13 protein-coding genes and 2 pseudogenes are annotated in these 20515 nt (G+C 70.8%); 7 read left to right on the forward strand and 8 right to left on the reverse strand.

Features of this window, described 5'->3' with window-relative positions:
* The first annotated feature begins 116 nt into the window (after positions 1-116).
* Together AB0M95_RS21670 and AB0M95_RS21675 are read left to right on the forward strand one after the other, a co-directional pair.
* The gene (locus tag AB0M95_RS21670; protein WP_363767328.1) at positions 117-3575 is read left to right on the forward strand and encodes a DUF4082 domain-containing protein; all 3459 of its coding nucleotides are present in this window, start codon (positions 117-119) and stop codon (positions 3573-3575) included.
* Between the two features lie 85 nt (positions 3576-3660).
* On the forward strand, positions 3661-4281 hold the full coding sequence (locus tag AB0M95_RS21675; RefSeq protein WP_363767331.1) for a DUF6461 domain-containing protein: 621 nt from the start codon (positions 3661-3663) through the stop codon (positions 4279-4281).
* Positions 4282-4451: 170 nt separating this feature from the next.
* Here AB0M95_RS21675 and AB0M95_RS21680 read toward each other — a convergent pair.
* The 5 genes and pseudogenes from AB0M95_RS21680 to AB0M95_RS21700 form a co-directional block, all read right to left on the reverse strand.
* Positions 4452-4625, reverse strand: a pseudogene (locus tag AB0M95_RS21680) (DUF397 domain-containing protein); the annotation flags it as partial.
* A 144-nt stretch (positions 4626-4769) separates the two neighbouring features.
* A complete protein-coding gene (locus tag AB0M95_RS21685; protein WP_363767334.1) occupies positions 4770-4982 on the reverse strand; it encodes a DUF397 domain-containing protein in 213 nt (70 codons plus the stop codon).
* Positions 4970-5809 (reverse strand): helix-turn-helix transcriptional regulator, encoded by an 840-nt coding sequence (locus AB0M95_RS21690; RefSeq protein ID WP_363767337.1) that lies wholly within the window; start codon positions 5807-5809, stop codon positions 4970-4972. Before AB0M95_RS21690 ends, AB0M95_RS21685 begins: the two co-directional genes overlap by 13 nt.
* 313 nt (positions 5810-6122) lie before the next feature.
* Positions 6123-6763: pseudogene (locus tag AB0M95_RS21695) on the reverse strand (response regulator transcription factor).
* Entirely contained in the window at positions 6760-8028 is a 1269-nt protein-coding gene (locus tag AB0M95_RS21700; protein ID WP_363767340.1) for a sensor domain-containing protein, read from the reverse strand. Before AB0M95_RS21700 ends, AB0M95_RS21695 begins: the two are co-directional and overlap by 4 nt.
* A 136-nt stretch (positions 8029-8164) precedes the next feature.
* On the opposite strand from AB0M95_RS21700, the gene AB0M95_RS21705 reads away from it, so the two are divergent.
* Complete coding sequence (locus AB0M95_RS21705) at positions 8165-8893, forward strand: methyltransferase domain-containing protein (RefSeq protein WP_363767343.1); 729 nt, start codon at positions 8165-8167, stop codon at positions 8891-8893.
* Here the strand turns inward: AB0M95_RS21705 and AB0M95_RS21710 are convergent.
* The 3 genes from AB0M95_RS21710 to cofD all read right to left on the reverse strand — a co-directional run bounded on the left by AB0M95_RS21710 (position 8861) and on the right by cofD (position 11997).
* Positions 8861-9424: a class I SAM-dependent methyltransferase gene (locus AB0M95_RS21710; protein ID WP_363767346.1), complete on the reverse strand. Its 564-nt coding sequence runs from the start codon at positions 9422-9424 to the stop codon at positions 8861-8863. The two genes, AB0M95_RS21705 and AB0M95_RS21710, sit on opposite strands and share 33 nt — an antisense overlap.
* A gap of 372 nt (positions 9425-9796) precedes the next feature.
* Positions 9797-11074, reverse strand: a complete 1278-nt coding sequence (locus AB0M95_RS21715) for a coenzyme F420-0:L-glutamate ligase (protein ID WP_363767349.1) — start codon at positions 11072-11074, stop codon at positions 9797-9799.
* Positions 11071-11997, reverse strand: coding sequence for a 2-phospho-L-lactate transferase (cofD, locus tag AB0M95_RS21720; protein ID WP_363767352.1), 927 nt, complete (start codon positions 11995-11997; stop codon positions 11071-11073). Before cofD ends, AB0M95_RS21715 begins: the two co-directional genes overlap by 4 nt.
* A gap of 215 nt (positions 11998-12212) precedes the next feature.
* Here cofD and AB0M95_RS21725 point away from each other — a divergent pair, with 215 nt between their 5' ends.
* The 4 genes from AB0M95_RS21725 to AB0M95_RS21740 all read left to right on the forward strand — a co-directional run bounded on the left by AB0M95_RS21725 (position 12213) and on the right by AB0M95_RS21740 (position 20326).
* Positions 12213-14531, forward strand: coding sequence for a hypothetical protein (locus AB0M95_RS21725; protein ID WP_363767355.1), 2319 nt, complete (start codon positions 12213-12215; stop codon positions 14529-14531).
* Between the two features lie 285 nt (positions 14532-14816).
* Positions 14817-15059: a WhiB family transcriptional regulator gene (locus tag AB0M95_RS21730; RefSeq protein ID WP_184889896.1), complete on the forward strand. Its 243-nt coding sequence runs from the start codon at positions 14817-14819 to the stop codon at positions 15057-15059.
* A 276-nt stretch (positions 15060-15335) separates the two neighbouring features.
* Positions 15336-18416, forward strand: a complete 3081-nt coding sequence (locus AB0M95_RS21735; RefSeq protein ID WP_363767358.1) for a glycosyltransferase — start codon at positions 15336-15338, stop codon at positions 18414-18416.
* Positions 18413-20326, forward strand: a complete 1914-nt coding sequence (locus tag AB0M95_RS21740; protein ID WP_363767361.1) for a DUF5719 family protein — start codon at positions 18413-18415, stop codon at positions 20324-20326. The genes AB0M95_RS21735 and AB0M95_RS21740 overlap by 4 nt, the downstream gene beginning before the upstream one ends.
* Positions 20327-20515: the final 189 nt, after the last annotated feature.

Genomic DNA, 20515 nt, shown 5'->3' on the forward strand with positions numbered 1-20515 from the left:
GGCTTTCGGCATGCCCGAACCCGGAACTCTGCACCCAACACCATGATCAACACGACCTCAGGAAAGCTTGATCATGATCGTGAAAGATCTGGGTCAGCGAGCCCGTCTGGGAGCCAATGGTGTCGCTGAAGGACGCATCAGGAATGCCCATACAGGGATCCGTAGCTGGTGACGCCTCGAAGAAGGTTTTTACCTTCACACCGGCGCAGCGGCTGACACCCGGTACCAGGTACACCGCAGAGATCGCTGAGGCCACCGACGCTTCAGCCAACCCCATGACGCCATTCATCTGGTCCTTCGAGATTCAGGTGGAGGAAAGCGCGCATTGGACTTTCAACGAGGGCTCAGGCGGCACCGCAGCCGACTCCTCAGGAAAGGGCCATACCGCCACTCTGAGCGACACGGCCCGCTGGATCACCGGAAAGAGCGGAAACGCAGTTTCGAACTCGCCTTCGGAGGCGCAGGCTGCCGGTACAGGTGCGCTGGCGGGCGGTTCGCCGGTGTCGGGCATGACGTTCGAGGATCACTCTGACAACGGGTACGTGCTGTTAACCGGTGCGGACGGCTCTCAGCTCACCTACACCCGGCAGGCGGATGGCACCTACAAGCGTGAGTCCGACCCTGCCGACGCTTCCAAAGTGATCAGGGATTCACCGACCCAGTTCACCCACACCGCCGCGGATGGGGTCAGGACCGTCTTTACGGCGGTCAGCGTGCCCGGGACCACCCCCGCGCGCCTTTTCGTCGATACGGACACTCCGGCGGTCGCGGCGGTTGATGAATCCGACCCGGTGGAGCTGGGGGTGAAGTTCACCGCCGACAAGCCCGGCCTCATTACGGGGGTTCGGTTCTACAAGGGGCCGGGGAACACCGGAACGCACATCGGGAACCTGTGGACCACCTCCGGGCTGAATCTGGCGACCGGGACGTTCACCGACGAGAGCGAATCCGGCTGGCAGACGCTCACCTTCGCCGCGCCGGTCCAGGTGGTTCCCGGCGCCACATATGTGGCGTCCTACTTCGCCCCCGTCGGACACTACGCGTTCAACGACGACTACTTCAGCACGGCCACCGACAGCCCTCCACTGCACGCCCCGGCCACTACGGAGGTGTACGGCGGCAACGGTGTCTACGCCTACGGCCCCTCCTCAACGATGCCATCCGGCAGCTATCACGGAGGCAATTACTGGGTGGATGTCGAGTTCGTCCCCAACCAGGGCCAGCCCGATCCTGCTCTATCGATGGTGCGCACCTCGCATCTGTTCGGTGCGGCGGCGACCCCGGGGACCGCTGCCTCTACAGACCCTGGCCCATTGGAGTTGGGGGTGAAGTTCACCGCCGACAAGCCCGGATTCATTACGGGGGTTCGGTTCTACAAGGGGCCGGGGAACACCGGAACGCACATCGGGAACCTGTGGACCGCCTCCGGGCTGAATCTGGCGACGGGGACGTTCACGGGGGAGACCGAATCCGGGTGGCAGACGCTCACCTTCGCCGCGCCGGTTCAGGTGACTTCAGGGACGACATATGTGGCGTCGTACTTCGCCCCCGCCGGACACTACGCGTTCGACGCCGGCTACTTCGCCGCAGCGACGGACAGTCCGCCGCTGCATGCTCCGGCCACCACGGGTGTGTACGGCGGCAACGGCGTCTACGGTCACGGCCAGGCTTCCCAGTTCCCCGTTAGTACCTACGGTGGTGGCAACTACTGGGTCGACGTGAAATTCGCATCAGAGTTGACGCGCTGGGTCGTCAGCAGCATCCAGCCCCCAGAGGAACCGCTGGCGCAGACCGCCGAGCCGGTGCTCCGCACGGACCAGAGCTTTACCGTCAGCGCCTGGTTACGGTGGAGTGACAAGGACGGCGACTACAGGATCCTTGAGCAGAAGGGCGCTCACCAGGCTCCCTTCCGCCTTGGCAACACCCCCGATCGCGGTCTGGTGTTTACCTTCACCAGCGCCGACACCGCCGACGCGACGACCGAGGGTGTGCTGTCCAACGTCGAACCGCCGGTTAATGAGTGGTTCCACCTCGCCGGTGTGTACGACGTTGTGGCTAAGACCGCGACGCTGTACCTCAACGGCAACCTGGTCAAGTCCGCACCGGTCAGCTTTTCTGTGTGGAACCCTGAAGCCGTCATGACGTTGGGCACAAGCATGCGCGGCGACCTCGATGACGTGCGCGGCTACCAGCGGCCGCTCACCGCAGGTGAAGTCAACTTGCTCGCCGCCGGTCCAGCGGCGGTGACCTCTCCATCAGCGGCGACCTCTCAGCCGGCCACCGCTAAGGTGACGGAATCGCCCTTGGTGGGCCAGTCGCCACGCGACGTGGAGTACAAGCACTTCACCCTGAACACCTGCCGGTCAAAGGCTCCCAAGGAGGCCATATGGGGCATCTGGACTGACGCCACCGTCTTCAGTGGATGCTCCGTCAGATGGTTCGGGATCAGCATGTGGGTCGATGACCTCGACGATCCCGACCGCAAGAAAAAAAAGAGGATGAAGCTGCCCGACGGCTCGGAGGGCATGGACCTGATAATTCGTGCCACCACTGTGATCAACACCTACCTCGGCACGAGAAATGGGACAGGGATCCGGAACCAGGGCAGCGACGGTGTAACTGACCTCCTGACGCCGAAAGACATCTCAATGTGGGTCGCGCTCGACCAGATCGATTTCGACGAGGTGACCGGCATAGGAAACTCGCGCTTGAAACTGTCGGTGACGGCGAAGCCGGGCACCACCGACTCGACATGCACCAAAACGATCAACGGTGATCGCGAGGCCCGTGTCAATGAATGGAACGACACGATGCGGTACTACCGTTTCAAGTCCGAGAGCACCAGCGGGGCGGTACGCAGGTGCAGCATGTTCCCCTGGGTGAATATCCGAGACCTCATCACCAGCGTAGGGCCGACGAGTTTCCCGCTCTGGGGCAAGCTCGACGATGATCGGCAGAATGGGATATGGACTCCGCCGACCGTCCGCTGCGACGACGAGGCCATGGGTCCAGGCAGCCCCCCAAACTGGCGGGAAGAACTGCACGTCCGCTACACGGGCGCCTGCATTTTCCCGGACGTTAGCCGTATCTACCAGATGGATGTTCAGCATGCCAAGCGGGGGCCGGTCGCCGCGCACGTGTGGGCAGCGTTCAACACTCCCGATATCACAGACCCCAAGAAGGTGCCAGGCACAAAGGTGGTCCCCGGTAACTGGGACGGGAAGACGGCTGGAGCCCGGGCCCCATTGAATCGGATCAACAAAAAAGAACTCCGCCCCGGGGACCCGGATGGGCGGACCTGGGAACAGGTTCAGAACTCAGAGAGAGACAAGGCATGCCGTGCGGCGAAGGTGGTCGGGGACTGCGATGAGTTCCCGTTCAACACTGTCAAGGAGGGCCCCGGATGGGGGGACGGTAACTACTCTGTCCGCGGCGTACCTTTTTCAAATAATAGGAGCGACGGCTGGTATCTCACGGTATTCTACGCCCGTTACCGCGTGCTTGTGCCGGAAGGCGCCACGCGGCCTAACGGCGACCGAATCTGGGTGAGTGTCAAGGGCACGCCGACGCCCTGATTCCACGAACTCGCAAGGGACCGCCGCCCGGCTAGACTGGCCGGGCGGCACCCAGTGCGATCTTCTATCCAGGAGGTTAAAGGCCATGAAGCCAACCGAAAGGCTGTACGAGCTGCTCGGCTCCTATGACGACAGCGATGTTTCGATGTGGCAGTTCTACGCCGTGTGGTGCGAAGGCATCGCCGTCGAGGAAGCCGTTCTTCTCCTGAACGCCGACCCGGACACCGCCATACCGGCCACCTTCGTCGGGTGGGGGCCCGGCTCCGACGGAAGCGGTGATGAGGACAGCGGCTTGCTCGTGGGGACGATCGGCGCCTGGGTTGTGCTCATCGGCGACTACCGCTGTACCGAGGACGAAGCGCTGTCCGCGTTATCGGAGAACAACAGGCGGACACTGGGAATCAGCTGGGATTTCCAGGGCGACAACACGCTGAAATACGCCATGGGCGGGGAGCTGATCACCGTCCTCAATATGTTCGACACGAGTTACCGGTCCGGTCGCGACCCGGACGCGCTCGACCCTTACCTGCACGGCTTGCGCTTCAACATAGACGGGGGGAAGCCTGGCGAGCCCGGGGTCGATCCGCGCGAGAGTTTTACCTCCGCGCTGACCGCCATCGGCAGGATGGTCGGCCGGGAGATCGATAAGGAATGGCTGGACTCGATGCACACCTGCTACATCGTGCCAGCGGGCAACTGCGAGTGATGAGAGCCTGTCCTCGGCGGGGTCGCCGCAGAGGACAGGCATTTCAGTGGACAGCGCGGCCAAACTGGAACCAGCACAACGCGGGCCGCCTTGAGCTGGGTCAAAGCGGGCATCAAGACCGAACTAGGGTGCAGGTCCCGTTGTCTTCTGTGGTCAGGTGCTTGCCTAGTTCAGGCGCTCAGCTCGCCGGACTTGAGGCTGTTGCGGAATGCGGCCCACTCGGTGGCGGGGATACGGAGCACTGGCCCGTGCGGACGCTTGCTGTCACGAAGCGCCATGCCCTCGACGGACAACTTGGCCACTTCGACGCAGTCACCACCGTTGTCACTGCTGTACGAGGACTTGACCCATCTGGCGGCGGTCGGATCGACCGTGTGGCATCGTCTCCGTGTCCGGAATCGAGGGGCTGGTGTCTCGCTGGGATACCGCCGTTTTGCGGTTGGTCAGCGGGACCCGCCCTGGGGGGCAGGTCCCGCTCACAACGAGGGTCAGGTTGTCAGGGTGTCGAAGTCGCCGGACTTGAGGCTCTGGCGGAATGCGGCCCACTCGGTGATTGGGACGCGGAGCACCGGCCCGTGGGGGCGCTTGCTGTCACGAACCGCCATGCCAAGGCTGGACAGCGCGGCAAGCTCGACGCAGTCTCCGCCGTTGTCGCCGCTGTACGAGGACTTGACCCACCTGGCACTAGTCAGGTCGTCCATTTAATCATCCACTCCTTGATCCGATCGAGTGAGAGGTCATGCGGAAGCGCGAACGTGCGTATTGTTTCGTAGCGTATCTGGATATCTCGCACTTCCTTGCCCTGGGCAGTTACCTGTCCCTTACCGGCGGAATCTAGGTATACGACCTCGCGACCGTCTCGTAGCCGCGCGAGGATGAAACCGCCCAACAATCCTGCGGTGCAGGACACCGCGAGTGGGACTATCTGGATCGCTATACATGGATGCTCGGCCATCGTCAAGAGGTGCTTCATCTGCCCCTCCATGACGGACGCACCGCCTATGGGCCGTTGGAAGACGCCCTCGTCCAGGACCGCCCACATTCTAGGCGGATGGTCACCCCTGAAGATGGCTTGTCGATCGATTCGGGCCTCCACCACCTTGTCGATCGCTTCGGACGTCATGCCGGCCTTTCCGAGGAAGATGGCCCGTACGTAGTCGGGTGTCTGGAGGAGGCCGGGGACGAGGAGGGGCTGCCAGGTGCGCAGAGTAAGAGCCTGCTGCTCGGCCTCGAGCCACGGGTAGAACCAGCGCTGGTTGCCGTCGGAGCGGCACTGTTCCCAGACTTGGAGTAGGGCGCCGTTGACGCCGAGGGCCTCGTCGCACTGTTCGACGAGTTCTCGTTGCTGCGGGAGGCGTAGTCCTCTTTCTATCGCGCCCATCGCGGCTCCCGTGTAGCCGAGCTTGCCGCCCAGCTGGGACTGGGTCATGTGTACTTCCATGCGGAGTCTGCGCAGCTCGTAGCCGAAACGGGCTGCCGGGGAGGACTCCGGGTTGGTCGTCTGCGGTTTTGGCACCTGACCCTCCACGCAACGGAATGCAACTGAATGCAACGGGGGACAACCGCGCCTTTACGGGGCCGTCGTCGGTATTCGCTTACGCACAGTAGAGCCCCGAAGCACTCTTGGAGAGGCGAATCAAGAACCGGCAAGGAAACGGTGTCCCGCATGCCACAGAAAACCGCATCCAAGGCCTTCCCGCAACCCCAAAAAGTCGGACATCCCGCCGATAGCATCGATATCGCTTTTAAGGTGGCGCAATCTCTTCGGCGTGAGTCGGGCGCCCTTTCATATCTGCACGGGCATCAATGTGGGGAACGGCGTCGCGCTGGCCGAAGCGGGGTCAGCCGCGTAGGTAAGTGACGACGGCGAGGACGCGGCGGTGGGCGTCCTGGTCGGGGGGAGGTCCAGTTTGGTGAGGATGTTGCCGATGTGTTTGCCCACCGCCGCCTCGGAGACGACCAGGGCGCGGGCGATGGCCGTGTTGGAGCGGCCCTCGGCCATGAGGGCGAGGACCTCGCGTTCGCGCGGGCTGAGCCGGGTCAGCGGGTCACGGCGGCGGCGGAGCAATTGCCTGACCACCTCCGGGTCCACCACCGTGCCGCCGCCCGCGACCGTGCGCAGGGCGTCAACGAACTCCTCGACGTCGCCGACGCGGTCCTTCAGCAGGTAGCCGACCCCAGTGCCGTCCCCGGAGTCCAGCAGTTCGGAGGCGTAGGTCTGCTCGACGTACTGGCTGAGGACGAGCACGGCCAGGCGCGGGTTCGCCGCCCGCAGTGCCACGGCGGCGCGCAGCCCCTCCTCGGCGTAGCCGGGCGGCATGCGCACGTCCGTGACCACGATGTCGGGGGCGTGCTCGGCCACGGCGGCCATCAGGGACTCGGCGTCGCCCACGGAGGCGGCCACGTGGTGGCCGAATCGGGCCAGCAGACCGGACAGCCCTTCGCGCAGCAGTACGCCGTCCTCGGCGATCACTACTGTCAGGCGGCCGTCGTCGCGCACGGGATCTCCACACGTAGCAGGGTCGGCCCGCCGGGCGGGCTGGACAGCATGAGTCTGCCGTCCACCACCGAGACGCGGTCGGCCAGGCCGGCCAGGCCCGTGCCGGCAGTCGCGTCCGCGCCGCCCACGCCGTCGTCGCGGATCTCCACGACGAGCAGCCCGTCGTCCACCTGGCCGTCGATCGTGGCGAGCCGGGCCTGGCTGTGCTTGGCGACGTTGGCCAGCGCCTCGCACACCACGAAGTAGGCGACCGACTCGATCGCCTCGGGCAGGCGCGGGCACTCGACGGAGCCCTCGACGGGCACGGGGGACCGGTCGGCGACGTCCGCCACGGCGGCGGGCAGCCCGCGGTCGGTGAGGATGCGCGGGTGGATGCCGCGGATCAGGTCGCGGATCTCGGCCAGGGCGAGTTTGGCCTGCTCGTGCGCCTGTCCGACGAGCTCCGCGGCCTCCTCGCCGCGCGTCACCCGGGCCAGGCCGAGCGTCATGGTGAGCGAGATCAGCCGTTGCTGCGCGCCGTCGTGCAGGTCGCGCTCGATGCGCCGCCGCTCGGACTCGAACGCCTCCAGCAGCCGGGTGCGCGAGCGCGTCAGCTCGGCCAGCCGCTCGCCTCGCTCGTCGTCGCGGGGGGCCAGCAGCAGCCGGGCCAGCATGGCGTGGCCCATCGCCAGCGCCGTCAGCGGGTAGGCGGCCAGGGCCAGCCCGAGCACGCCGAGCGCACTCATCGCGAAGGCCTCCGGATAGGTGTCCACCAGCCACACCTTGAGGACGTTGAGGCTGCCCACCTCCGCGACGCCGTACGGGGTGAAGATCATCGTCGTCGGTGTCACCAGGCCGTAGAGGACCACCGCCAGCTCGGCGGGCCAGAGCACCACGACCAGCAACCCCGTGTACGCCAGCTCGCGCCACGTGGCCTGCTCCTTGTAGCGCCACTCGACCCAGGCCCACAGTCCCGGCCGCTTCGGGTCCAGGTGCGGGGTGGGGACCGGTTCGTCCTCGATGAGGCGCAGCCGCCGACGCTCCAGCGCGGCGACCGGGACACCGCCGAGCCCCATGGCCAGCACAATCGGGATGCCGATCAGCACCAGCGTCAGGACGGCGCCCGCGACCAGCGAGGTCACGAACAGCACGAGCACGACGCCGCCGACGGCCACGCCGGTCAGCAGGTAGGCCATCGCGCGCCACGGCCAGGCCGAGATGATCAGGTCCCACCGGGCGAGGGTCCGCCAGGCATGTCGAGGTCGCACCCACACGACGGTAGGGCCTGCTCACGACGCCTTGACAGGTGGCCTGGCCCACCTTGGGGGTAGGGCCGGCCATACCCCCAAGACTAGGCTTCGTCCCCCTGCGCGCCGGAGGGCCGCGGCGGTCTGATTGCCGGTCATGAACGAGACAGCGCGGCTCCTGCCGGACACGGTCGCCGGTGGGGACGCCGAGGGCGCGGGCCAGGTCGGCACGCGGACGGAAGACCTGGAAGCCGCGGGTGGTCGTGCCGCGGACCTGCGGGCCTTCATGGGGGTGGCGCTGCGCAGGCAGCGCGTCGTCGGGGCCGTGGCGCCGAGTTCTCCCGCGCTGGCGCGGGCGCTCACCACGATCGTCCCCTCCTCGGGGACGCCGGTCGTGGTGGAGCTCGGCGCGGGCACCGGGCCGATCAGTGAGGCGATCCGGGGCAGGATCGCCCCCGGCGGCCGGCAGATCGCCATCGACGTGGACCCGGCGATGGTGGACCACCTGCGCCGGACCCGGCCCTGGCTGGAGGTCCTGCACGGGGACGCCGCCGACCTCGGGGCTTTGCTCGCCTCGGCCGGGGTGGGCCGGGTGGACGCGGTCGTCAGCACGCTGCCCTGGTCGCTGTTCCCGGTCCCGCGCCAGGTGCGGATGCTGGAGGAGATCGGCGGGGTGCTCACCCCGGCCGGGGCGTTCACGACGGTGACGTACCTGCCCGCGCTGCTCCTGCGCGGCGCCCACGAGTTCCGGCGGCGTCTCGGCCGGGCCTTCGAGGAGGTTCTGATCACCGGCCCGGTCTGGCGCAACATCCCGCCGGGCCTGGCCTACGTCTGCCGCAGGTCGTTGTCCGCCTCACCCGCGCCGGGTGGCGAGGATCACTCCTGACCCGTCGGACAGCTCGGCCGCGACCAGGTCGGCATGGGCGAACAGCGCGCGCCTGACCCCGTGCTGCCGCTCGGCGAAGTCGGCCGGCCAGTCGGGCATGGGCCGCATGTCGTCCACCACCAGCGTCCCGCGCGGGGCGAGGGCGGCGATCGTCGCCTCCAGCCCCTCATGCTTGCCCGCGGCGGCGTCGGCGAAGATCAGGTCGAACGGGCCGAGGCCCAGCGGCGGCACCTCCCCGATATGGAAGTGCACGAAGGTCGGCCAGTCGCCCTCGGCCGCGCGCGCCGACCTCGCAGCGTCCTGCTCGACGGTGATCACGGTAACGTCCGTGCGGGGCAGAAGACCCGTGGTGATCCAGGCGGTGCCGACGCCGAGCCCCGTCCCGATCTCCAGGACGTGACCCGACGGGGGGACGCGGGCCGCGAGCACCGCGAGCAGCCGACCGGTGACGGGGTCACACGAGTACGGGAACGCCTGGGCACGTGCGCGGGCCGTGGCCTCGGCCACCAGGGGCGGGTGATCGGTGTCCATGAACGACAGAGCCTATGCGCGTCCAAGATCGTTCACCGGGTGACCCACCGCACAGAGGCGCCGGATTCGCCGTACCACTCCTCGCCGACCCGCTGCCGGATGAGGAGCACCGCGACGAGGTGGAGGGCAGCACACCGGGCGATCACGAGTGGGCACCGCGCGCGCGAAAACCCGCAGCCCGCGACCGGCTGTCCGTCGCCCCGGCCGTCGCCGCGTGGGTCCCCCGATCACGACGGAGGTGGTGAAGACAGGTGGGCCGGTGACCATGCGGACGACAGGTCGGCTGGTGAACACGGGCCGTCCACTGATGATGGGTCGGCCGATGGCGACGGGGGCCTGGTGGCCAGGCGGGGCGGCGGGGCCCGGGGGCGGTCAGCGGGTGAGGATGAAGTCGGCGGCCTCGCGCGGTGGGCGGTCGCGGGGCGGGGTGGCGGCGTGGCCCACCGCCACGGCGCCCATCGGGTCCCATGTGCCCGGGATGTCGAGCACCTCGCGGACGACGTCGCGGCAGAACATCGTCGAGGACACCCACGCCGAGCCCAGCCCCTCGACAGCGAGCTGCACCAGCAGGTTCTGCACGCCCGCCCCCATGGCGACGACGAACATCTCGCGCTCGGCGGTGTTGCGGCGATCGTCGGGGTAGGTGTGCGAGCCGTCCATCACCAGGCAGGGCACCACGAGGTACGGCGCGCGGCGCAAGACGTCGCCGCGCCGTACCCGGCGCGCGATCGACTCCTCGGTGAAGCCCGTGGCCCGCAGGTCGCGCACCCAGGCCTCCAGCATGGTGTCCAGCAGCTTCTCACGCGTGGACGCCGACTCCAGCAGCACGAAGCGCCACGGCGTGGTGTGGTGGGGGGCGGGCGCGCTGATCGCGGCGTTCACCGCCCGCCTGACGGACGCCGGGTCCACCGGCTCGGCGGAGAACTCCCGGATCGTCCGGCGCGCGAACACCACGTCGGCGGAGCCGTACCGGAACATGTCCTCGTCGGCGGGCCGCACCAGCGGGCGCACCCCGGGACCGTCCTCGTCGGTCACCAGGTGGGACAGGCCGCGGACGACGGCCACCGGCACCCCGTCGAGCTTGCCCTTGACCAGCTCGGCCGCGGCGGCGATCTCGTCGACCAGCGCGGTGAGCGTGGCCATCAGCGGGTTGCCGTAGCCGTCGGACATGCCGCGGAAGTCGGCGAACGGGCGGACGCCGGCCGCGCCGATCGCGACGTCGGTGAGCCCGTTGCGCCACGGCCGGCCGAAGGTGTCGGAGAGGATCACCCCGGCCTTCACCGGCAGGCCCGCGCGGATCCGGCGCGCCGAGGCGTCGGGGTCCGTGGGCAGGAGAAGGACGGTGCCGGGCTCGGTGTTGGAGGCGTCCACCCCGGCGGCGGCCATGACGAAGCCGTGCCGGGTCTGGGAGATGACGGTGTCGCCGCGCCGGGCGACGACGCGCACGGTCTCCTCGGCGATGGCCTGGGTGCGGTCGGCGCCCTGCCGTACCCGGCCCTCGGCCTTGCTCACGATCTTGGAGGTGACGACGAGGATGTCGCCCTCGGCGAGGCCGGGGACCGCCGCGGCGATCAGCGCGGCGAGGTCGTCGCCGGGACGCACCTCGGGCAGGCCGGGTACCGGGCGGATCTCGATGTTCTGGTGGGTCATCGGGCGAGCTCCAGCGCGGCGCGGGCGATGTCGGCGGTGGTGTCCAGGTCGGTCATGAGCAGCGGCCTGGCCTGGACGCGAACCCCGTCCAGCGCGACGCCGGCGTCCTGCTCGGCGACCAGCCACCCGTCGAGCAGGCGCGAGCCGTACAGCTCCAGGACCGCCTGGGCGGTGGTCTCGACGCCGATCGCGGTGAGGCAGGCGTCGGCCATGCCGCGCACCGGGGCGCCGCCGATGATGGGGGAGACCCCGACGACGACCTTCTGCTCAAGGGCGTCGCGGATGCCGGGGATCTGGAGGATCGTGCCGATGCTCACCACCGGGTTGGAGGGCGGGAGCACGACGACGTCCGCGTCGCGGATGGCCTCGATCACGCCCGGCGCGGGCTTGGCGTCCTCCGCGCCGACCAGGACGATCTGCCGGGCGGGGACGGAGGCCCGCAGCCGCACCCACCACTCCTGGAAGTGGATCGCGCGCCTGCCCTGGTCGTCCTCGATGACGACGTGGGTCTCGGCGCGGTCGTCGGTCATGGGGATGAGCCGGACGCCGGGGTTCCAGCGCACGCTCAGGGCCTCGGTGACCGCCGAGAGGGGGTAGCCGGCGCCCAGCATCTGCGTGCGGACGATGTGGGTGGCGAAGTCCTTGTCGCCGAGGCCGAACCACTGTGGTTCCACGCCGTACGCGGCGAGCTCGGACTTGACGACGTGGCTCTCGCCGTCGCGGCCCCAGCCCTGCTCGGGGTTGATGCCGCCGCCGAGGGTGTACATGACGGTGTCGAGGTCGGGGCACACTCGGAGGCCGAAGAGGGTGATGTCGTCGCCGGTGTTTCCGATGACGGTGATCTCGGCGTCGGGGGCCGCGGCTCGCAGGCCCCGCAGAAAGCGGGCGCCGCCGATTCCACCGGCCAGGGACACGATGCGCATGCTGTCAAGTGTTCCACTGCCGTCTTCTCGCGTGATCCCGGCCCGGGCGCGTCGTCGGTCGTGGCGGTGAAAGCCCAGGTCATAGGTGGTGACATTGGCGTTAAAGGCATTGATCGGTGCCTTATGTGCTAATTGAGGTTCTTGAGACTGCCGCCCTGAATCTAGGCGCATGTGCAAAACTGCGAGGTGCCGTATGGACCCATTGGGGGGTAGTTGTGGTCAAAGTCGAGCCTGGACGGCTACGGGAGCCGGCGGCATGGATCATGCTCGTGGTGGTCTGTGCCAACGTGCTGACCGGCGCGTGGAACCTGGTCATCGGCACCGGCGGCGTCCCGTTCGCGACGCAGGCGGCCCTCACGCTGTACACGGTGATCTCCCCGGTCAACGTCGCGCTCGCCGTCGGGGCGGTCGTCCTCGCCACGCGCTTCGGTGAGCCGCTCGCCCACGCCCGCCTGGTCAACCTGATCGCCGCCGCCGCGCTGGCCCTCGCCACGCTGCTCGGCCTGTTGGCCCTCGTCGGCGCCCTCGTCGGCGGGTCCGGCCTGCTGGGCAACCTGGTGAGCGGCCTGCCCGCCCTGGCGCTCGCCGCCGTGGGCGCGGTGTACCTGCTCTCCGTCGTCCCGGCCGCCGCGCCCTCCGCCGCGCGTCCCCGCCAGGAGGCCTTCGGCGCGCGTCCCGGCGAGTACGCCCCCCAGCCCGGCTTCGCCGGTCAGCCCGGAACGGGCGGGTTTGTCCCGCCGCAGGGCCCTCAGGGAGAGAACTTCGTCCCGCCGCACGGCCCGCACGGCCCCCAGGGGGACAACGCCTACGGCCCCGCCGGGCAGCCGTCCTACGGCCCGCCGCCCCAGAACGGCTTCGCCGGCGCGCCCGGGAACGCCCCCGCCTCCGCGCCCCCCGGGAACGCCCCGGTCTCCGCGCCCGCCGTCGCCTCCGCGCTGCCCGCGCTGCCGCCCGGTCCCCACGCTCCGCAGCAAGGCCCCGGCCCCGAGCCCCAGCCCCGGCACGGCGCGCCCGACCCCTACCAGCCGCAGTACGCCGCCCAGGCCGAGCAGCCCCCGGCCCCGGCGGGCGAGCAGCAGCACCCGGCCGAGCAGCCGTACCCCGGCCACCCCGGCGACCAGCGGTTCGCCCCGAGGCCCGAGCAGCAGTTCGCCCCGCAGGCCGACCACTCCTATGCACCGCAGGCCGACCATTCCTACGCGCCGCAGGCGGAGCAGCCCTTCGCGCCGCACGCCGAGCCCCGCTTCGGCGAGCAGCCCCAGCCGTCGTACGCCGCCGCGGGCGAGCCGGCCGGCGACTCGTACGCGCCCCAAAGCGACTCGTACGCGCCTCAGCACTCCCAGCCGCTGGACACCTACACCCCGACGATCAGGCAGGAGAAGTCCTTCACCCCGCAGCCGGACGCGCAGCAGCCCCCGAGTACCGGGGCGTTCGGGCAGCCGGCCGCGTCGGTGTACGACCCGTCCTCGGCGCCGTCGCACGCGAGCGGGTCGTACGCCCCGCAGGCCGCCTCCCCGTACGCGCCCTCGGGCGGCGGAGAGTTCAACAACGCCGACGCCTTCACGACCGGCGCCCGCCAGGCCCTGCCTTCCCAGCCGCTCTCCGCCCCGGCCTCCGCCGACCAGGCCACCTCCCAGCAAGCCGGCGCGTTCGGACGCACGGGTCCGCAGGTGAGCCCGCTCGACCCGTCGTACGGTCAGACCGGGCCGCAGACCAACCCGATCGACAAGACCTACGGTCAGACCCCGCAGGACCAGGGATCGGCGTACGGTCAGACCGGCCCGCAGCAGGACCCGGGGCCGGGGTACGGGCAGCCGAGCCCGCTGGACCCGGGGTATGGTCAGACCGCTCCGCAGGTCAGCCCGCTCGACCAGGGGTACGGCCAGACCGCCCCGCAGGTCGGCCCGCTGGACGCCCCCGCGTCCTACACCCCGACGGGGCCGCAGACCAGTCCGCTGGACGCGGCGCGCGGCTACTCCTCCGACTACGGGCGCGCGCCCGACCCGTCCCCGCTGTACGCGGAGGGGGCGGACCCGCGCCAGCAGCAGCTCCGCCAGGCCTACCAGCAGGCCCAGAGCTACCAGCAGGCGCAGAGCGCGACGCCGGAGTCCGCAGACTACCCGGGCACCGGGACGCACCCGGTCAGGACGCCCGACTACGGCTCCTACGGCACCAGCCCGTTCGGCCACCCGCAGGCGTCCGCCGACACCACCGGGTACGCCCGTCCCGCCGGGGAGTCTCGGCCGTACGTGGCGCCCCAGGACCAGGCGTACCAGCCGGCCTGGGAGGGCCCGCCCGCGGAGAGGACCGTCCGGGTCGACGCGAAGGCGGCGTACCACAACGACCCGCTGAACGCGCCGATGCCGCGCGACATTGACCGGGCCGGCATGAACCAGGGTCGTACGGACGAGGCGATCGCCCCCACGGCGATCTACACTCCGGACCGTTCGGCAAGGCCCGAGGAAAGCGCCGGTAGAGATCAAGCCGGGTCGGGTGTGGACCAGGGGTCGCCTTGGTACGGTTCCGACCGCTGAGCGATTGAAGATCGGGGATCACTCGAGACCGCAGGGGATCCCCGCACGCCGGGCGGCATATGCGCGTGAGTCCGCATATCCGCCGAGGCCCGCGTACCGGGGCGGAGCCCGCCTTTCCCCGGATACTGTCCTGCTGCTTGACGCCACACGCGGCACACGCGTGTAATTACAACTGTGTTGTTACACCTTTCACTCGCTGGGTATTGAGGAAGGTGTTCAAAAAGGGGGGCTCCGTTGCGGGGCGGGCGGGCGATCAGCAGGAGGTGTGCAGTGACCGACCTGGTCATGGCACAGATGCTCGGCGCGGAAGAGCTGGGATGGCAAGAGCGCGCGCTGTGCGCGCAGACGGACCCGGAGGCGTTTTTTCCGGAGAAGGGTGGTTCGACCCGCGAAGCGAAGAAGGTCTGCCGGTCCTGCGAGGTCCGGGCCGAGTGCCTGGAATACGCGCTCCAGCACGACGAGAGGTTCGGCATCTGGGGAGGATTGTCCGAGCGCGAGCGTCGCCGCATCAAGCGCGAGGCCGGCTGAGGGTTACTACTACTGCAGAAGTGCTGCGCCGATGTGCACGACGATCATGGTCACGGCGGAGGGTCACGGCCAGGGGGGCCACGACCTGACGCCGGTGAGGGGGCCGATCGGCGGCACGTGACGCGGCCCCGCCGCTCCCCGCCATCCCTGGACCGTGCCACCCGCGCCGCCGCGGACGGGCCTCCTGCCGGTTTGGCGGAGTGGCGGACCGGTCATGCCCGGGGTGCCGTATCGTGATCGGCGCAAGCCACACGAGCCAGCAAGGACACCACCTCCGTGCACCCGCAGCGCGCCTCCGTCACCGCGATCGTCGTCGCCCACGATGGCGCCCGCTGGCTGAAGGAGACGCTGCAGGGCGTGCTGCGGCAGTCGCGGCCCCTCGACCGGCTCGTCGGTGTCGACAACGGCAGCCGTGACGGCAGCGGGCGGCTGCTCACCGAGGCGTTCGGCGCCAACGGCGTGATGTCCCTGCCCCGCTCGACGGGCTTCGGCGAGGCCGTCGCGGCGGTGCTGGAACGCCTGCCCCGGGCGGGCGCCGACGAGTGGATCTGGCTGCTCCACGACGACTGCGTGCCCGACCGCCACGCTTTGGAGGCCCTGCTGTGGGCCGCGGCGCAGGACGAGAAGGCCGCCATCCTCGGCCCGAAACTGCGCGACTGGCTCGACCGCCGCCTCCTGCTCGAAGCGGGCGTCACCGTCGACCGCTCGGGCCGCCGCGACACCGGACTGGAGCCCCGCGAGTACGACCAGGGCCAGCACGACGGCGTGAAACAGGTGCTGTCGGTCTCCACGGCCGGCATGCTGATCCGCCGCGACGTCTGGGAGGCCCTAGGCGGCCTGGACCCGGCGCTGCCGCTCTTCCGCGACGACCTCGACCTGTGCTGGCGCGCGACCTCCGCCGGGCACCACGTCCTCAGCGTCACCGCCGCCGTCGCCTGGCACGCCGAGGCCGCCGCGCGCCGCCGCCGCCGCGTCACCGCGAGCACCGACCACCCGCGCAGGCTCGACCGGCGCAACGCCATGTTCGTGATCATGGCGAACCTGCCGTTCCGCTCGCTGGTGTGGTCGCTGCTGCGCAACACCGTCGTCTCCCTGTTCCGCACGCTCCTGCTGCTGCTCGCCAAACAGCCGGCCAACGCCCTGGACGAGATCGTCGCGCTCGTCTCCGTGCTCGCCCATCCGCTCCGCCTCATGAAGGCGCGGAAAGTACGCAAGAAGGGGCGAAAACAGGGCTATCCAGACGTCAAACGGCTGTTCACGCCGTCGAGCATGGCCGTGCGGCGGCTCGCCGACATGGTCCAGGGCTACCTGTCCGGGTCCGGGCCCATCGACTCGGCGGGCCGCCACCACGCCGTCATCTCCGAGTCCAAGGAGGACGAGGGCGACGAGCTTCTGACCGACGCCGGGCTGATGCAGCGCGTCTTCGGCAACCCGGGCGTCCTGCTGTGTCTCGCGCTGATCGCGGTCACCGCGGTCGCCGAGCGCTCACTGCTGACCGGCGGCCTGCTCGGCGGCGGCGCGCTCGTCCCCGTCGTCGGCGGCGCCTCCGACCTCTGGCACTTCTACACCTCCGGCTACCACGCCGCCGGGCTCGGCTCCGACGGCTGGCCCCCGCCGTACGTCGCGATCGTGGCCGCCCTGTCGGCGCTCTTCTTCGGTAAGACATGGCTGGCCGTCTCGGTGCTGCTGCTCGGCTGCGTGCCCCTGGCCGGCGTCTCGGCCTACATCGCCACCCGGTCGATGATCTCGTTCCCGCTCGCCCGCGTCTGGCTCGCCGCCTCGTACGCGCTGCTGCCGGTCGCCACCGGGGCCGTCGCGGGCGGACGGCTGGGCACCGCCGTGGTCTTCGTCCTGCTCCCGGCGTACGCCGCGCTCGCCTCACGGGTCCTCACCGCCGAGCGTCGCGTGGCCCGCCGCGCCGCCTGGGCGCTCGGGCTGCTGCTGGCCGTCGGCACCGCGTTCGCGCCGCTGGTGTACGTGCTGGTCGCGCTGCTCGCCGGGCTCGCCGCCGTCTCCTTCGGCGGCGTACGGCGCGGCGTCGGGCTCTCGCTCGGCATCGCGATGGCCGTCCCGATCCTTCTGCTGTTCCCGTGGCTGGCGCAGATCGCCTCCCACCCCGGGCGCATCCTGCTGGAGGCCGGGCTGCACCGGCCGGGCCTCGCCGACCCCCGCCTGCCCGCCGACGCGTTGCTGCTGCTCAGCCCGGGCGGGCCCGGCGTGCCGCCCGTGTGGGCGACCGGCGGCCTGATCACCGCCGCGCTCGCCGCCCTCCTGTTCCGGCGGCACAAGATGGTCGTCATCGTCGGCTGGGGCGTCGCCCTGTTCGGCGTCCTGGTCGCGATCGTCGTCGCGCGCGTCCCGGTCGAGGGGGCCGCCGCCTGGCCGGGCGTGCCGCTCGCCTTCGCGGCCACCGGACTGATCGCCGCGGCCGCCCTCACCGGGCACCACGTCCTGGAGTTCGGCAGGACGGGCGGCCTGCGCCGCGTCGCCGCCGCCTTCGTCGTCGTCGTGGCGTCCGCGACGCCGCTGCTGGTCGCGGGGCTGTGGGTCAAGGACGGCGTGACCGGGCCGCTCAAGCGCGGGGTTCCCGCCGTCGTCAGCGACTTCGCCGCCGCGAGCACCACTCCCGGCGACGCCGCCGAGACGACCATCGTCATCCGCTCCGAGCCCGGCGGGCGCATCGGCTTCACCGCGCTGCGCGGCCGCTCGCCCCTGCTCGGCGAGACCGACCTGCCGGTGTCCGCCCAGATGCGTGCCCGGCTCACCGACATCGTGGCCGGGGTGGTGTCCGGCCGGGGCGGCGACGACGCGCTCACGCTCGCCTCCTACGGCGTCCGCTTCGTGGCCGTGCCCGCCCCGGTCGACGAGGCCGTGCGTCGGGCACTGGACTCCGACCCGGCGCTCACGCGGGTCAACCTGTCCGCCGACGGAGGGTTGTGGAACATGACGCGGCCCCTCGGGCGCGCCTACCTGCTCGGCCAGGACGGGCGGCGCACGCCCGTCGCGGCGGCCGAGGCACCGGGCGGCGGGGTGACGGCGACCGTCCCCGCGGGCCCCGCCGGGCGCACGCTCGTCCTGGCCGAGCCCGCCGGGGGGTGGACGGCCACGGCGGGCGGCACCACGCTCGCCGGGCGCACCGTCGACGGGTGGGCACAGGGCTACGACGTGCCGGCCGTGGGCGGTCGCGTGACGATCCACCACGAATCGTTCTGGCACGACGTGTGGCTGTGGGTCCAGCTCGGGCTCGTCGCCCTCGTGCTCGTGTTCGCCTCGCCCGGCTCGCGCGGCACCGAGGTCGCGGAGGACTACGCGGAGGCGCCCGCGGAACGCGAGCCCGAGGGGGTGCTGGTCCCGTGACCCAGTGGCAGCCACCGAGGGACCCGAACCAGCGACCGGACGGCACCGGCCCGGGTGGGGCGACGCCGCCGTGGGACGGTGCCGGTCATGGTGGGACGACGCCGCCGTGGGGAGGCGTGCCCGGCGGCGCGCCTGAGCCCTTCGCGGGGCTGAGGCCGACGCCCGCCCAGGAGGACGCGCCGGGCGCGGATCCTGGGTCGCCCTACGGACGCGCGGGCCGGGCGATCGACGGCGAGACCGTCGCGGTCCCGCCGGACGGCGCGACCGTTCCGGGCCGGGCCGGAGGCAGGCGCGCCGGGTCCAGGCGGGCCGACGCCAAGGCCGGGCGGCAGGCTCACGCGGACACCCGCCGGGCGGAGGGATCACGGCGAGGCCGGGGCGGCGGGCGTGCGTCCGCGGGCGCCGACGGCGGTACGGCACCGGGCGGCGGCCGTGGGCTGATCGAGAACCGGTTCACGTTCCTCGCGCTGGTCCTCGTGGCGCTGGCCGCGCTGTTCGGCGTCGCCTTCGTGACCCGTCCGGCCGCCGTCGCCGCGCCCGCCGCCGTCCCCGGCAGGGTCGCCGTCGAGTCCGTCACCGCCGTCTGCCCCGACCCCGGGGGTGCGCGCGTGAGCGCCGTCACCCCGCCCGGAGGCCAGGGCACGGGACGGGCCACCGTCGCGGAGGTCTCCAAGAACACGGTGGACCCGCAGGGCCTGGACGCCGCGGGCGACGGCCGGGCCAGGGCCGTGCTCGACCGGCCCGGCGCGCTCTGGCAACAGGAGGTGCCCGCCAAGGCGGCGCCGCTGCAGATCTCGGGCACCGGCGCGATGGCCGCCGGGCTGGAGGCCGCGCAGACCAGCCGGGTGACCGACGGCGCGGCGCGCGGGCTGGCCTCGGTACGGTGCGCCGAGCCGGGCGCGAGTGCCTGGTTCGTCGGCCCGGGGCCCTCCACGGCCGACGTCACGCTCTACCTGACGAACGCCGACGCCGCGCAGGCCGTCGTCACCGTGCTCGTCTACGCCGGAGAGGGGCCCGTCGTGGGCGACTCCGGCAACGGCGTGGTGCTCAAACCCGGCGAACACCGGGCGATCCGGATGCGCGACCTCGCGCCCTCGCCGCTGATCATGGCCGTCGAGGTGCGCACCATCAGCGGCCGGGTGGCGGCGTCAGCGCGGGCCGCGCTCGGCGCGGGCAAGGGCGTCGACTGGCTGCCCGCCGCGGCCGCGCCCGCCAAGAGCATCGTCGTCCCGGGCATCCCCGGCGGCGGCGGGCTGCGGGAGCTCTACGTCACGGCGCCGGGCGAGCGCGACACCGTCGTGCGGGTGAAGGCGCTCACCGCCGACGGCTTCTACGCCATGAAGAACCGCGAGACGCTGGACGTGCCCGCCGGGTCCACCGCGTCGCTCGACCTGTCCACCGGCATCGGCGGCCAGCCGGCGGCGATCGTGCTGAGCGCGGACGTGCCGATCGTGGCGGGCGTGATGGCGACCGGCACCGGCAGCAAGCAGGACGTCGCGTTCAGCGCGGGCGCGCCGCCCATCGACATCGGCAGCGTGGTCGCCGACAACCGCGCCGGAAAGAAGATCTCCTCGCGGCTGATCCTCTCGGCCCCGGGCGCCGCCGGGAAGGTGCGCGTGCAGACGCTGCCCGTGAAGGGGGCCGCGCCCGCGCCCGTGGAGGTCGACATCCCGGCGTCCCGCACCAAGGAGGTCAAGCTGGCGGCCCCCGGCGGGCGGGGCGACTACAGCGTGGTCGTGCTGCCGCTGCCCGGCTCGGGCCCGGTGTACGGCGGGCGCGTGCTGGACGAGCGGGCCCCCGACGGCCTGTACCTGACCACCCAGCCGCTGGCCCTCGCCCGGACCTCCGCCGTGGTGCCGCCGATCGCCGAGTCGACGGACGTCGTCCTCCCGTCAGCTTCTCGGTCGTGAACGACCGAGCTTGCAGCTCCTCGCCGTCGATGGCGTCGACGGTTCGGGCCGCGTACGGCAGCGTGACTCACTGCCCGGCATGGCAAGCCATGCCGCGTGTCGCAGTGCCGATAACGGATCGGAGAGCCGTTCCCCAGCGAACCGGGTGCGTTCAATCCCGCCACTGCATCACCGAGAGTAACAACGAAA

This window comes from Sphaerisporangium sp. NPDC051017, from assembly GCF_040683095.1.
Taxonomy (GTDB): domain Bacteria; phylum Actinomycetota; class Actinomycetes; order Streptosporangiales; family Streptosporangiaceae; genus Sphaerisporangium.

Excerpts from the sequence above, each read along its gene's own strand:
- AB0M95_RS21670 (WP_363767328.1), top strand. The coding sequence starts at position 117 with ATGGTGTCGCTGAAGGACGCATCAGGAATGCCCATACAGGGATCCGTA.
- AB0M95_RS21715 (WP_363767349.1), bottom strand. The coding sequence starts at position 11,074 with ATGACCCACCAGAACATCGAGATCCGCCCGGTACCCGGCCTGCCCGAG.
- cofD (WP_363767352.1), bottom strand. The coding sequence starts at position 11,997 with ATGCGCATCGTGTCCCTGGCCGGTGGAATCGGCGGCGCCCGCTTTCTG.
- AB0M95_RS21730 (WP_184889896.1), top strand. The coding sequence starts at position 14,817 with ATGGCACAGATGCTCGGCGCGGAAGAGCTGGGATGGCAAGAGCGCGCG.
- AB0M95_RS21710 (WP_363767346.1), bottom strand. The coding sequence starts at position 9,424 with ATGGACACCGATCACCCGCCCCTGGTGGCCGAGGCCACGGCCCGCGCA.
- AB0M95_RS21705 (WP_363767343.1), top strand. The coding sequence starts at position 8,165 with ATGAACGAGACAGCGCGGCTCCTGCCGGACACGGTCGCCGGTGGGGAC.
- AB0M95_RS21675 (WP_363767331.1), top strand. The coding sequence starts at position 3,661 with ATGAAGCCAACCGAAAGGCTGTACGAGCTGCTCGGCTCCTATGACGAC.
- AB0M95_RS21685 (WP_363767334.1), bottom strand. The coding sequence starts at position 4,982 with ATGGACGACCTGACTAGTGCCAGGTGGGTCAAGTCCTCGTACAGCGGC.